The organism is Glutamicibacter arilaitensis (assembly GCF_044793945.1).
Lineage (GTDB): Bacteria > Actinomycetota > Actinomycetes > Actinomycetales > Micrococcaceae > Glutamicibacter > Glutamicibacter arilaitensis_B.
In genome coordinates this window covers 88,864-102,799 of sequence record NZ_CP084994.1, presented here as the reverse complement: position 1 = coordinate 102,799, position 13,936 = coordinate 88,864, and the positions used below count along the sequence as shown (strand labels likewise).

The 13,936-nt window shown below is 62.0% G+C and carries 13 protein-coding genes and 1 rRNA gene; 1 reads left to right on the top strand and 13 read right to left on the bottom strand.

The features are described from left to right. Positions 1-195 precede the first annotated feature (195 nt). Positions 196-1,721 (bottom strand): 16S ribosomal RNA (locus tag LG294_RS00495). Positions 1,722-2,165: 444 nt separating this feature from the next. Between LG294_RS00495 and LG294_RS00490 the strand changes: the two genes are divergently transcribed. Further along, a complete protein-coding gene (locus tag LG294_RS00490; RefSeq protein WP_404288486.1) occupies positions 2,166-3,128 on the top strand; it encodes an NAD(P)H-dependent flavin oxidoreductase in 963 nt (320 codons plus the stop codon). Position 3,129: 1 nt separating this feature from the next. Here the strand turns inward: LG294_RS00490 and panC are convergent, their stop codons facing one another. The 12 genes from panC to LG294_RS00430 form a co-directional block, all read right to left on the bottom strand. Next, complete coding sequence (gene panC / locus LG294_RS00485; RefSeq protein WP_404291595.1) at positions 3,130-3,984, bottom strand: pantoate--beta-alanine ligase; 855 nt, start codon at positions 3,982-3,984, stop codon at positions 3,130-3,132. Between the two features lie 17 nt (positions 3,985-4,001). Continuing rightward, positions 4,002-4,868 carry a Rossmann-like and DUF2520 domain-containing protein gene (locus tag LG294_RS00480; RefSeq protein ID WP_404288484.1) on the bottom strand — a complete coding sequence of 289 codons (867 nt, stop codon included), beginning with the start codon at positions 4,866-4,868 and terminating at the stop codon, positions 4,002-4,004. Positions 4,869-4,872: 4 nt separating this feature from the next. After that, positions 4,873-6,183, bottom strand: coding sequence for a PH domain-containing protein (locus LG294_RS00475; RefSeq protein ID WP_404288482.1), 1,311 nt, complete (start codon positions 6,181-6,183; stop codon positions 4,873-4,875). Then, entirely contained in the window at positions 6,180-6,677 is a 498-nt protein-coding gene (locus tag LG294_RS00470) for a PH domain-containing protein (RefSeq protein WP_404288480.1), read from the bottom strand. Before LG294_RS00470 ends, LG294_RS00475 begins: the two co-directional genes overlap by 4 nt. Continuing rightward, entirely contained in the window at positions 6,646-7,107 is a 462-nt protein-coding gene (locus LG294_RS00465) for a DUF3180 domain-containing protein (protein ID WP_404288478.1), read from the bottom strand. The genes LG294_RS00470 and LG294_RS00465 overlap by 32 nt, the downstream gene beginning before the upstream one ends. Then, on the bottom strand, positions 7,104-7,937 hold the full coding sequence (folK, locus tag LG294_RS00460) for a 2-amino-4-hydroxy-6-hydroxymethyldihydropteridine diphosphokinase (protein WP_404288476.1): 834 nt from the start codon (positions 7,935-7,937) through the stop codon (positions 7,104-7,106). The genes LG294_RS00465 and folK overlap by 4 nt, the downstream gene beginning before the upstream one ends. Then, complete coding sequence (gene folP, locus LG294_RS00455) at positions 7,924-8,826, bottom strand: dihydropteroate synthase (protein ID WP_404288474.1); 903 nt, start codon at positions 8,824-8,826, stop codon at positions 7,924-7,926. The genes folK and folP overlap by 14 nt, the downstream gene beginning before the upstream one ends. Positions 8,827-8,831: 5 nt before the next feature. Continuing rightward, positions 8,832-9,410: a GTP cyclohydrolase I FolE gene (gene folE / locus LG294_RS00450; RefSeq protein WP_404288472.1), complete on the bottom strand. Its 579-nt coding sequence runs from the start codon at positions 9,408-9,410 to the stop codon at positions 8,832-8,834. Between the two features lie 10 nt (positions 9,411-9,420). Then, complete coding sequence (ftsH, locus tag LG294_RS00445) at positions 9,421-11,346, bottom strand: ATP-dependent zinc metalloprotease FtsH (RefSeq protein ID WP_404288470.1); 1,926 nt, start codon at positions 11,344-11,346, stop codon at positions 9,421-9,423. A gap of 107 nt (positions 11,347-11,453) precedes the next feature. Then, positions 11,454-12,005 (bottom strand): hypoxanthine phosphoribosyltransferase, encoded by a 552-nt coding sequence (gene hpt, locus LG294_RS00440; RefSeq protein ID WP_404288468.1) that lies wholly within the window; start codon positions 12,003-12,005, stop codon positions 11,454-11,456. Positions 12,006-12,055: 50 nt separating this feature from the next. Then, on the bottom strand, positions 12,056-13,012 hold the full coding sequence (gene tilS / locus LG294_RS00435) for a tRNA lysidine(34) synthetase TilS (RefSeq protein WP_404288466.1): 957 nt from the start codon (positions 13,010-13,012) through the stop codon (positions 12,056-12,058). Further along, positions 13,009-13,932: a zinc-dependent metalloprotease gene (locus tag LG294_RS00430; RefSeq protein ID WP_404288461.1), complete on the bottom strand. Its 924-nt coding sequence runs from the start codon at positions 13,930-13,932 to the stop codon at positions 13,009-13,011. Before LG294_RS00430 ends, tilS begins: the two co-directional genes overlap by 4 nt. Between the last annotated feature and the right edge of the window lie 4 nt (positions 13,933-13,936).

Sequence of the window (13,936 nt, the reverse complement as noted above, 5' to 3'; positions counted from 1 at the left end):
ACCCTCATTCCAACACCCCCAAAGGGACGCGTACTAAAAGAGCATGAACACCATGCAGCCATAGCCAATACCCCGCCCCAACCATCAGGTCAACGCGTTTTCCGGTACTGAGTTCATTGATATTCCACCCATGAGCAACCCGCCTGCCAACACTCGTGGCAGAAACGGGCAACCAATAATTGGTTAGCTCCTTAGAAAGGAGGTGATCCAGCCGCACCTTCCGGTACGGCTACCTTGTTACGACTTAGTCCCAATCGCCAGTCCCACCTTCGACGACTCCCCCCACACAAGGTGGTTAGGCCATCGGCTTCGGGTGTTACCAACTTTCGTGACTTGACGGGCGGTGTGTACAAGGCCCGGGAACGTATTCACCGCAGCGTTGCTGATCTGCGATTACTAGCGACTCCGACTTCATGGGGTCGAGTTGCAGACCCCAATCCGAACTGAGACCGGCTTTTAGGGATTAGCTCCACCTCACAGTATCGCAACCCATTGTACCGGCCATTGTAGCATGCGTGAAGCCCAAGACATAAGGGGCATGATGATTTGACGTCATCCCCACCTTCCTCCGAGTTGACCCCGGCAGTCTCCCATGAGTCCCCACCTTTACGTGCTGGCAACATGGAACGAGGGTTGCGCTCGTTGCGGGACTTAACCCAACATCTCACGACACGAGCTGACGACAACCATGCACCACCTGTGAACCAGCCCCGAAGGGAAACCCCATCTCTGAGGCGGTCTGGAACATGTCAAGCCTTGGTAAGGTTCTTCGCGTTGCATCGAATTAATCCGCATGCTCCGCCGCTTGTGCGGGCCCCCGTCAATTCCTTTGAGTTTTAGCCTTGCGGCCGTACTCCCCAGGCGGGGCACTTAATGCGTTAGCTACGGCGCGGAAAACGTGGAATGTCCCCCACACCTAGTGCCCAACGTTTACGGCATGGACTACCAGGGTATCTAATCCTGTTCGCTCCCCATGCTTTCGCTCCTCAGCGTCAGTAGATGCCCAGAGACCTGCCTTCGCCATCGGTGTTCCTCCTGATATCTGCGCATTTCACCGCTACACCAGGAATTCCAGTCTCCCCTACATCACTCTAGTCTGCCCGTACCCACCGCAGATCCGAGGTTGAGCCTCGGACTTTCACGGCAGACGCGACAAACCGCCTACGAGCTCTTTACGCCCAATAAATCCGGATAACGCTTGCGCCCTACGTATTACCGCGGCTGCTGGCACGTAGTTAGCCGGCGCTTCTTCTGCAGGTACCGTCACTTTCGCTTCTTCCCTACTGAAAGAGGTTTACAACCCGAAGGCCGTCATCCCTCACGCGGCGTCGCTGCATCAGGCTTTCGCCCATTGTGCAATATTCCCCACTGCTGCCTCCCGTAGGAGTCTGGGCCGTGTCTCAGTCCCAGTGTGGCCGGTCACCCTCTCAGGCCGGCTACCCGTCGTCGCCTTGGTGAGCCATTACCTCACCAACAAGCTGATAGGCCGCGAGTCCATCCCCAACCGATAAATCTTTCCACCAAAAACCATGCGGTCAAAGGTCATATCCGGTATTAGACCCAGTTTCCCGGGCTTATCCCAGAGTCGGGGGCAGGTTACTCACGTGTTACTCACCCGTTCGCCACTAATCACCCCAGCAAGCTGGGGGTCATCGTTCGACTTGCATGTGTTAAGCACGCCGCCAGCGTTCATCCTGAGCCAGGATCAAACTCTCCATAAAAAACAAAAAGCCACCGAAACCCCTCGGAAAATAAGGGAAGAATCAGTGATAAAATCCTGGCGAATAAAAACACTCGGAACAACACACGGGGGTGCATCATTCCAAGCAAATGTTATATATCCACCAAATTAAAAATAATTCGGTATCAATAAACTTGGCACACTATTGAGTTCTCAAACAACAAACACTCTCGACACCACAACCACCATAATCGGCGGCTGCTTCGCTCCGGAGCAACTTTTCAACTCTAGCATGTTTCGTGAACCAGTCAAAACCAGTCGAAACGCCTTGTGAAAAGCTCTTTGCCACCGGATGAATTCTACGTGTATTCCACGTTGTTTTCGTTCCGGCAACAGAGAAAAACTATACAGAGACTTTGGCTAACTTACAAATCGATCCAGGGGGTTCTGCGTCACATTCATTTTGGTGTCCTAGTCTGGCGTTATGAGCGACCTTCAGACACTCCTTGGATACCGTGAGCCAATCTTCAACGCCTCGATGGCCGGGGCCGCCGGCGGCAAGCTCGCAGCTGCCGTCAGCGCCGCTGGCGGCGTAGGGATGATCGGCTGCCCGGCCGCCCCGGCCAGCGAATGGATTTCGGAGCAGGCCGCGTATTTGAACTCAACAGATTCCCCGTGGGGTGTCGGTTTCATGGCGTGGTCTTTGGAAAATGACTTGAGCGCCTTGGAAAGCTTCCTCGACTACGAGCCGTCATTGGTTGTATTGAGTTTCGGTGACCCAACCAGGAGTGCTGCCCTAGCCCACGAAGCGGGAGTGCTCACTGCCATGCAGGTGGGAAACGCGGAAGACCTTGCCCGGGCCCTGCAAGATGATATCGATGTAGTGATTGCCCGGGGCGGCGAAGGTGGCGGACATGGCCGCAACGAAGCGGGAACGCTACCGCTGCTGCAACTGGCGACAATGCAGAACGTGAAACCGGTGATCGCCGCCGGCGGGATCGGGACCGCTCGGGCCGTCGCTGCCGTATTGGCCGCCGGCGCAGATGCGGCTTGGGTAGGGACGCGTTTCCTTGCCAGTACCGAAGCCAGCGGAAACGAGAAGGTAAAGGCCGCGGTCCTGGCCTCCGGATTAGACGACACCGTATACACCCGCGCCTTTGATATCGCTCAGCAGCTTCCCTGGGCGGAAGAGTTCGGCGGACGGGCGCTGAGAAACGAATTCAGCCAGCGCTGGGCCGAAGACATTCCGGGGCTGCAGGCCGCTGCCACGGAACAGCTGCGGGAACAGATGAGCAATGCTCGTGCGCAATCACTGGTCTCGATGGCCCCGGTTTATGCGGGCGAAGCGGTCCAATTCGTTCAAGCAGAAGAAAGCGCCGCGCAGATCATGGCCGAGTTGGGACAATTCCGCGAAATCCTCGAGCAGACCGCACGACGCTTCGACTAACTTAGATTGGCTGGTTATCGATCAAGCGCACATTGCCGACCTTCGCCGCTACCAGAACGAGTCCCACCCCGGTAAAGGGGGTGTCCTGGCAATTGAAGGCCAGCTCTTGGAGAGTATTGGGGTCAACCACCACGAAATAGTCGAGTTCGACAAGCGGTTCCATCTGGAACAGGCCCAGCGCGTCGTCAATGTTCAGCGGTTCATGGCGGGCGGCACGCCCGGAGATCAATTCGATCGCACGGTGCAGCACCAAGGCCGCACGCAGTTCTTCGGTATTGAGCAGCGCATTGCGGCTGGACAGCGCCAATCCCTCGGAGCTTCTTACGATCGGCACCGAGCGCAGCTGAACCGGGTAGTCCAGATCCGCGACCATCCGCCGAATGAGCGCCAACTGCTGAGCATCTTTCTGCCCGAAGTAGGCACGGTATTCGCCTTGCCGCGGATCCGCCAAGTGAAGCAGCTTAGCCACCACCGCAAGCATCCCGTCGAAATGCCCCGGGCGGGAGGCCCCCTCGTACATTTCGCCCAGCGCCCCGCTGTTCAACCGGATCAGCGGCATACCCGCGTGATAAATTTCCTCGGCGTTCGGAGCGAAGACGATATCAACTCCGGCCTGCGCAGCTAATTGCACATCGGCATCGAGGTCGCGCGGGTAGTTGGCGTAGTCCTGCGCGTCATTGAATTGCAGCTCATTGACGAAGATCGAACTGACCACCAATTCGTTTTCATCACGAGCCTTGTCGAAAAGCCGTGCGTGCCCTTGGTGCAATGCCCCCATGGTGGGAACAAAGCCCAGAGTTTTCGGGTTGGCCTGAGCGATCGCTGTCTTCAGCTCATCACGGGTATGAACAATCATCGGGGTCTTCACGCCCTCTATTCTAGAACCTGCAACAGTTCTTGAAGTGTCCCCGGTGAGATCCGCCCCAGTGCCGCCGCACGTTGCGCGGTAGCCCGTGACAGGCTGCGGTAGCTGTCCACGGTCTCGGCTTGATCCTTGGCCATCGCGGCCAGATGCGCTCTGACGGTACCCACATCGCCTCGGGCGACCGGCCCGGTCAAGGCTCCGGCTCCCGAACGCAAGGCGTTATCCAGGCTGGCGCCCATCAACGCACGCAGGGTGGCCGCCGGATCCTGCACCCCGATCCGGCGCAGCATATCCGCCGACTGGGCGGTAATGGTGTTCAGATGATTTGCCGCGTGTGCAAGGGCTGCGTGATAGCTCACGCGGTCCTCCTCGGCGATCACCACCGGCTCTCCGCGCATCTCAACCACCAGCGCTTGAGCCACTGGGAGCATGATTTCATCTGCGGTGACCGCGAAGACGCAGTCGGTCAGGCGTTGCAGATCCAAGCTCATCCCGGTAAAGGTCATTGCCGGGTGGATGGCCAGCGGGAATGCTCCAGCGGCTCGCGCCGGTTCCAAGATCCCGGTGCCGTAGCGTCCGGCGGTGTGGGCAACCAGCTGACCGGTCACAAAGTGCCCGGCGGCCGCCAAACCCTGGACCAGTTCGCCGAGCACGTCATCTGGCACGGCGAAGAGCACCAGCTCGCTGCGCCGCAGGATTTCTGCCGGATCCAGAATTTCCACGCCGGGAAGCAACACCTCGGCACGCTCCCGCGATGCTTCGGAGACCGCGTGGACGCCGGTGATCCGGTGCCCGGCGGCGGCCAACGCGGCTCCGAGGATCGCTCCGACCTTGCCCGCAGAGATGATTCCAATGCCTAAGCGTGGTGCCTGCACTGATCTACCTTTCAACCTGTCGCTGCGCTTGCGCCGCAAAAAATTCTGTCGCTACCTGCTCATCGAGCTGGTGCATATAGCCCACGATCGAGCCGCCTGCGCTGTACAGGCGAATCCCTGCTAGCTCCCGGCGACGCTCCCAAGGCCCCTGCTGCAACGCCATGCCCTGGATTCGCCCATGCGGTACGAAAGCCGCGCTGCGCGAAAGCCATCCGAAGCGGGTGATGACGCAGCTGCCGGTGCTCAAAAACGCCTGATGCTTCCAGGCTCCCGGAGACAGCGCCTTGGCACGCATCGGTGAGCTGATGAATCCGTGGTCGTTTCCGGTGGTAATGGCGGTGAACAGCACCTCGCGCTGGTTCTCAACCCCCAACTCGGGCAGCAAAATTCCCATAACCTGGGTGACTGATTCGAAGTCCCCCACGGGCAGCACCAGCAGATTCGACATTTCTTCTTCACCGACACCCAGCGCGTTGACCTCCACCCGATACCAGCCGAGCAGCCGCCAAAAAGCCGGCGAACTGATCTGGATCGACTGCACCCGGCCGGCGGGCAACGACTGCTGCTTGGTGTCGGCCAGCCCGTGGCTGATGCGCAGGCCGGTGTCCGTGGCGCTCGCGCTGAAGTTCCATGAGTTGTTCAGTTCCTTGTAGAACCAGCCGCCAAAGCCGAGCAGCATCGGCACCAGTCCGGCGACTAGCACGCCGACCCCCGAGATGCTCAGAATGCCCAAGACCAGGGCCAAGAGCACGCCGATCACCGTGGGAAGCCGCAGGAAAAGCGAGGCCAGCAGGCGTCCGGCTGGCACCTTGGCCATCAGCGGAACCGGCTGCGCGGCTTCTTCCTGCACCGGGATCTCGCCCTGGGCCAGAGCCAGGATCTCGGCACGCAGCTGGTGGGCGTGCGCCTTGCGCAGGAAGGACAGGCGCATGACCGAGGCGGAGCCATCGGCCACATCGAAGCGGAGTTCAGCCAAGCCCAGCAGCCGAGCCACCAAGGGTTGGGCGATATCGATCCCCTGCACGCGGTCGATGCGTGCCTGCTTTTGGCTGCGGAAAACCATTCCGGAGTTCACATAGACGTGGGTTTCGCTGATCCGGTAGCGGGTGAAGTACCAGGACAGCGCGTAGAAAATGAGCACCAGCGCCAGCGCCGCCGAGCCGATGCCCACGGTCCAGGTCAGCCGGCTGCCGGTGAAACGCTCCTCCCAGGGAATGTCATCGGTATTCTGCCAGTACACCCAGGCCAAACCCACGATCGCCAGCCAGCCGTGGACAAAGGGGCTGGCCGGGTGGACCCGCTGCCATTCGTTCACAGCAGGTTCGCCTCGCCGGCCGCGACCAAGCGTTCACGCAATTCCTCGCCTGTTTCTGCGCGAAGCCCGGGAATAACCGCGGTGGCGGCCCCGGCGGCGGTGTTCAGCGTCAGCTTGCACAGTCCATAGCGGCGTTCCACCGGCCCGCTGGTGACCTCCACATACTGCATGCGTCCGTAGGGGATGACAAGTTGTTTGCGCCAAAGCACCCCGGAGCGAACCAGCAGGTCTTCTGCGCGCTCCAGATAACCCAAAGCCCGCACCTGGCGGCGTAGCACGCGCAGGATCGGCAAAGCCAGGCCGAGGACCAGCACCGGCGGGAGGATGACCAACCACCAGGGCACGGGGATGCCGAACAGGCGCAGGATCAACGGCAGCAGCGCCACCAGCAGGTAGCTGCCGGTCTGGATCAGCCAGGTGACCAGCTTGACCTTAAAATAGTCGGGATCCACCGCGGTGAAGTTATTCGGTGACGATTCCATCGGTGTTTTCATCGGTGTCCTCGGGCGGTAGTTTGCAAAGGTGCTGAACAAGGTAGCCGATGATGACCATCACGATTCCGGCACCGGCAAGGACCAGCGCGCGGGTGAGCGTGGGGCTCGAACCGGAGGCGAACAGCAGCGTAATCAGCGGGGCCACATGCCAGCCGGCGATCAGTGCGCCGGCGTAGGCCGCAGCCTGCGCAAGCACCAGCGTGCGCGCGGCGGCGATCGGGTCGATATGCCCGCGGCCCAAGGTCGAACGCTTCACCCGGATGCCGAGGAAGAGGATCACCGCGCACACCGCGCCCAGGGAGAACAGCGCGGTGTAGTCGAGCACCGGGGAGAACCTGCCGGTGGCCGTGAGCAGGCGCAGCGCAACCCATCCGGTCACGCCGCCAAGCAGCGTGCACCAGCTGAGCGTGCTCACCTTGAGTCGGTTCATAGCCTGATGATGTCCTTGGTGTCTGCCGCGGCCTCCGCCAGCCGGGAGACCAGCTGGCCGTTGAGCACCGCGTCGGCGTCCATCCAGCTCCACGGGGCAAGCACGAACCCGCGGGTGTGGGCGCGCGGATGCGGCAAGGTCAGCGATTCCTCGTCCAGGCGCAGCTGGTCGAAGGTGATCAGATCCAGATCCAGCGTGCGCGCTTCCCAACGCACCTCGCGGGTGCGCTCATGGTTCGCCTCGACGCTTTGGCAGAGCTCAAGCAGCTCGTGCGGGCCGAGGGTGGTGCGCACCTTGATGACCTGATTGGTGTAATCCGGCTGTTCGGGCGGGCCGCCCACCGGCTTGGTGATGGCTACCGGAGAGATCTGGAGCACCTCGAGGTGTTCGCGCAGTTCCGCGATGGCCGAGCGCAGCGTTGCGGCGCTGTCCCCGAGATTCGCGCCCAACGCGATAATCGCGGTATGCACGCTCTGCTGGCGGGTCAGGCAGATGCTCACGTCGGAGAAGGGGACCGGAATCGGAGCCTGCGGCTTGTGCACCACCACGTCCACGGCGGCCACCGAGCGCCAAGCTGCGAGAATCGCCTCGGCGATCTCGTGTCCGAGCTTTTCGATCAGGTCCCAGGGTCCGGCCTGGATCTGCGCCACTACCAGCTGGCTGACGGCCCCGTAGTCCACGGTGTCCGCGACGTCATCGCTCAGCGCTGCCCGGGTGATATCCACGTGCAGCACCACGTCGATCCGGAATTCCTGCCCTTCGCGCTTCTCGAAGTCGAAAACCCCGTGATAGCCGGTGGCGGAAATTCCCTCAATGCTAATGCGATCCATAGGCCTTCACGACTTCCAGCGCGTCGCGGCTGCCCGCCACATCGTGCACGCGCACCGCCCACACCTTGTCCCGGGCGGCGAGCACTGTGGTCGCCGCCGTCGCGCCGTCGCGGCCCAGCGGTTCACGCGGGGTCTTGCCGTCGGCGAGCAGTTCACCGAGGAAACGCTTGCGGCTGGTGCCGATCAGCACCGGGTGGCCCAGCGACTCGAAGGCCGCCAGGTTGGCCAGCAGCGCCCAGTTATGCTCGGCGTCCTTGGCGAAGCCCAGTCCCGGGTCGATGATCAGCTGTTCGGGTTTAACTCCCTTGGCCAGGAATTCGTCGCGCAGGGTGCGCATTTCGGCGAGCACCTCTGCCACCGGGTCCCCGTAGTTTGCCTCATGCACCATATTCGCGGCGGTGCCGCGGCGGTGCATCAGCACGTAGGGCACGCCGGTTTCGGCAATCAGTTCCGCCATGCCGTCCTCATAGGTCAACCCGGAAACGTCGTTGATCAGGTGGGCGCCGGCGGCGATGGCCGCGCGGGCGGTGGACACGTGCATGGTATCCACGGAGATCACCGCGCCGGCCTTGGCCAGCGCCTCGATCACCGGGATGATGCGCGCCTGCTCCAGGGCAGGATCCACGTCCTTGGCTCCCGGACGGGTGGATTCCCCGCCCACGTCGATGATGTCGGCCCCGGCGTAGAGCAGCTTCAGCCCGTGGTCCAGCGCCTTGTCGGTGCCCAGGTACTGCCCGCCGTCGGAGAAGGAATCCTCGGTGACGTTCAGGATCCCCATCACCAGGGTTCGCCCGGTAGGCAGGTCGGCGAAGGTCTTCCGCTTCGACTTGCGGATCACGGTCAGCGGGCTGGTGGCCGGGCCGGTGCCCGGGATGGCTCCAAGTGACATGTTTTCTACCTTCCGAGGATCAGGCTCATGGCTTCGGCACGGGTTGCGGTCTCCCGCAGCTGTCCGCGCACGGCACTGGTGACGGTCTTCGCGCCGGGTTTGCGCACCCCGCGCATCGACATGCACATGTGCTCGCATTCCACGACAACGATCGCACCGGTGGGTTCCAGGTGTTCGACCAGCGCATCGACGATCTGGGTGGTCAGGCGTTCTTGCACCTGCGGGCGGCGGGCGAAGACCTCGACCAGGCGCGCCAACTTGCTCAACCCGGTGACCTTGCCGCCGCGGCCCGGAATGTAGCCGATATGCGCGGTGCCGTAGAACGGGACCAGATGGTGCTCGCAGGTGGAGTAGAACGGAATGTCCTTGACCAGCACCAGTTCGTCATGTTCGATGTCGAATGTGGTGGACAGGTGTTCGGCGGCATCCTGATGCAAACCGGCGAAGAATTCGGCGTAAGCCTTGGCTACCCGCTTCGGGGTGTCCACCAGGCCATCACGGTCCGGATCTTCGCCGATCGCTTCGAGGATTTCGCGGACCGCCGCGGCAATGCGCGGCTGGTCGATCTCATTGACTTCAATCACGACTTCGATACTAGTCGGTCGACCGGACCGCGCGCTCCTTGGGGCTTAATACCGGGCCTTGTTCGTGGACCGGACGCTGGTCGTTGCTCAGCCACACGTCGCGCTTGTCGCGCTTGACCAGATCGACGAAGAGCTCGGCGATTTCCTTCTGGTTCAGCGTTTCATGTTCCAGCAGAGCCAAGGCGAGGCGGTCCAGCACGTGGCGGTTGGCGGTCAGCGCCCAGTAGGCGTCATCGTGCGCCTGCTCGATGAGCGTGCGCACCTCTTCGTCCACCAGGTGCGCCATCTCATCGGAGTAGTCCCGGCTTGCGGTGCCCATGCCCTGCGCTGCGGCCGAAGAGGCCAGGCGCACGGCGCCGACCTTCTCGCTCATGCCGTATTCGGTGACCATCCGCCGTGCGGTGTCGGTGGCCTTCTCGATGTCGTTGGAAGCGCCGGTGGACGGATCGTGGAAGACGATCTCCTCGGCGACGCGGCCGCCCATGGCGTAGGCCATCTGGTCCAGCAGTTCGTTGCGGGTGATCGAGTACTTATCGGACTCCGGGACCACCATGGTGTAGCCCAGGGCGCGGCCGCGGGGCAGGATGGTGATCTTGGTGACCGGTGCGGTCTGGTTCATCGCCGCGGCGACCAGCGCGTGGCCACCCTCGTGATAGGCGGTGACCTTGCGTTCGTGTTCGTCCATCAAGCGGGTGCGCTTCTGCGGTCCGGCCATCACGCGGTCGATTGCCTCGTCCAGCGCGCGGTCATCGATCAGGTTTGCGTTCGAGCGGGCGGTGAGCAGCGCCGCCTCGTTAAGCACGTTTGCCAGATCCGCGCCGGTGTAGCCAGGGGTCTTCTTCGCCACTGCGTTCAGATCCACCGTGGCGTCCATCGGCTTGCCGGCCACGTGGACCTTCAGAATCTGTTCGCGGCCCTTCAGATCCGGTGCCTCCACCGGGATCTGCCGGTCGAAGCGTCCCGGGCGCAGCAGCGCCGGGTCAAGCACGTCCGGACGGTTGGTTGCGGCGATCAGGATGACGTTGGTGGAGGCGTCGAAGCCGTCCATCTCGACCAGCAGCTGGTTCAGCGTCTGCTCGCGTTCGTCGTTGCCGCCGCCGATTCCGGCCCCGCGGTGCCGGCCCACGGCATCGATCTCATCGACGAAGATGATCGCCGGAGAGTTGGTCTTTGCCTGTTCGAATAGGTCGCGGACGCGCGAGGCACCCACACCGACGAACATTTCGACGAAGTCGGAACCCGAAATCGAATAGAACGGGACAGCGGCCTCGCCGGCCACGGCCTTGGCCAGCAGCGTTTTGCCGGTGCCCGGAGGGCCGTAGAGCAGCACGCCCTTGGGAATTTTCGCGCCGACCGCCTGGAACTTCGCCGGTTCGCGCAGGAACTCCTTGATTTCGTGCAGTTCCTCCACCGCCTCGTCGGCGCCGGCCACGTCGACGAAGGTCACCTGCGGCATATCCTTGGTGATCAGTTTCGCCTTGGACTTGCCGAACTGCATGACCTTCGAGCCGCCGCCCTGGCTACGCGCCAGGATGAACCAGAAGATACCTGCAATCAGGATGAAGGGGATGATAATGCCGAGCATCGAGAGCAACCAGTTGTTTTCCACCGGCTGATCGGTGAACTTGCTCAACTGGGCGTCGTTCATCGCATCGACTACCTGATCGGCGCGGGGTACGGAGTAGTAGAAGGAAACTTTCTTTCCCTTATCCACTCCGTCGACGTTTAGCGCGTCGCGCAGGGTCAGGTCTACTCGTTGATCTCCGTCGAAGATCTTAGCTTCGGTGGCGTTACCGCTGGTGAGTTGATTCAGGCCCACGGAGGTATCCACTTGTGCCGAACCGTTGCCAAATACCATTGGCAGGAACAACACCATCGCGGTCACACCGACCAGGACCCAAATGATCCAGCTGTTAAAAATCTTCTTAGTTTTCATCGATCCGAAAGGTCCCGTACCTTTCGCATCCCCCTCACGCGTTCTGCCGGCGTCCGGGCAACGCCACCTTCGATTCAGTTCAACGCCTAGGTGGCGCTAAAAGTTCCCTACTCGTAGATGTGCGGAGCCAAAGTGCCCACGCAGTCCAGGTTGCGGTACTTTTCTGCGTAGTCCAGGCCGTAGCCGACAACAAATTCATTTGGAATATCCATGCCGACGTATTTCACGTCGATTTCCACTTTTGCCGCTTCCGGCTTGCGCAGCAGGGTGCAGATTTCCACCGAGGCCGGGCCGCGGGATTCCAAGTTGGCCTTCAACCAGGACAAGGTCAGGCCCGAATCGATGATGTCTTCGACGATGAGCACATGCTTGCCCATCAAATCGGTGTCCAGGTCCTTGAGGATGCGCACCACGCCGGAAGACTGGGTTCCGGAACCGTAGGAGGAGACCGCCATCCAGTCCATGGACAGGTGGGAGTTCAGCGCGCGGACCAGATCCGCCATGACCATCACCGCACCCTTGAGCACGCCGACAACGAGGATGTCGCGTCCCTCATAATCCTTGTCGATCTGTGCGGCCAGTTCGTCGATACGAGCCTGGATTTCTTCCTTGGTGTAAAGTACGTGCGCGAGATCGGCCTTGACTGCGTTCGAATCCACGAGGGTTCTCCTGATTCTCAGAGGTGGGGTACTCAACTAGAGTGCCACATTTAGTTTAATGTTGTTGATCTTGTGGTCGTGAAAACTATCACCGAGGAGCGCCGCAGCGCGCTGACCTTGCCTTCGAGCTGCACCGGACCGGCCGAACGGGACTTGGCCATTCCCACTCCGGCCAGCGCGCAGAGAGCCGCCGTGCGCTCGCTTCCAAGGTTCAGCGCTCCTGCTTCGGCGGCGGCCAAACGCAGCACCCTGGAGGCGATGGCCTCGGGAAAAGTGGCAAGAATTCGCAGTTCCACCCCGGCGGAGCAACGCGCCTGCTCCCAGGCTCGTTCGGCCCAGGAGTCCAGTGCGTCGGCGTCCGCCGCGGCCAGCGCCGCGGTGCGGGCCAGCGCCTCGGTCAGGTGCCCGCCGAGCTGTTCACGCAAAAATGGGAGCACCGCGTGACGGATGTGATTGCGTCGATAGGCGGTGTCAGTATTACTCGGGTCATCCCAGTAATCGATTCCGGCCGACGCGCAGATCGCCTCGGTTCCTTCGCGGGTCAATTCCAGCAGCGGGCGGGCGTAGGGCCCGCGCGAGACCGGCATTCCGGCTAATGACCTGGTGCCCGAACCGCGCAGGATCCCCAACAGCACCTGTTCGGCCTGATCGTCTTTGGTGTGCGCGAGCAGCAGCCGCTGCGCCCCGGTTTCTTCCAATGCCTGCTCGAAGGCCGCATACCGCGCGGCCCGGGCGGAGGCCTCATCACCAGCGGTGCGCACCGTCTTGATCAGCACCATCTCCAAGCCCAGCGCCTGGCATTGCGCGGCTGCGCGCTGCGCCACCTGGGCGCTGCCGGCTTGCAAGCCGTGGTCCACGATCACCACGCCAAAGCGGATGCGCTCACGCAACTGGCTGGCGGCTGCGGCCAAGGCCATGGAATCGGCCCCGCCCGAAACGCCGAGCAGCGCGAACGCACCGGCTTGCGCCGCCACCGCGTTGCGGGCCAGGTCGATCGGTCGGCTCATCGCGTGCGGGCCAGCCAGAGTGCCGGGTTATCAAGCTCCGCAGAGCTGGGGAAAAGCTCCCGCTCGGTGAAAATCACATTGAACTGCGCATAGCCGATCTCGTCCACGATGTGGCGCACGAACTTTGCTCCGCGCTCATACTGGCGCGCCTTGGCATCCATGCCCAGCAGCTTGCCGATCCAAGTCGCCCAGGGCGAACGGTTCTTACCGCGGGCGGTGAAGCGATTGCGAATGGTCTTGATCGTGCGAATCGAGCTGACGTCGTTCATCACAACCATTGCATGGCCTTCGAGCACCGACATGATGCTGGTCAGCTTGCCAACCTCGCTGCGCATGGATTTGAACCGCGCCCCGATGTCGTTCATCGAGTTGGTCTTCTCGTTCAGCGGCTCGAAGATTTCGGCCAGCGTCTGCTTCATCACTCCCGGGATCCACGGCGCATGTTCGAACTGCAGCCGGTGGGTCTGCTCATGGGTGGCGATCCACAGGTAGAAGTCCCGCGCATTCAAGTTCAGCTCCCCCCGGATCTGCGTGATCGTCGGGGCGTTGAGCAGCAGCCGGGGACCTGCGAACGGGTCGAACTGGCCCAGCACCCGGGTGCCGAGCACCGAAAGCACCGCACCGAGTTCCGCACCGGCAATCAGCGGCAGAGCGGTGGGCGTTTTCGGCATCTCGGGAAGCATTGCGGCGAAGTTCTGGCTGACCGCTTTGGCCCATCCGGCACGGTCCACCACGAGAGTTTCGGATTGCGCGGTGGCGCTCAGCTTCGAGATCCGTTCCGCCTCGGTGAGCCCCTGCCCGGCGGCGATGCGCAGTTCTTCGACGATCCGCGCCGCCTGTTTGCTGCTCAGCGCAGGCCCCGCGGGCATCAGCGTTTTTGCGGTGCCTACGGCAAGATCCCAATCGATGAACTGGCTCATGTAA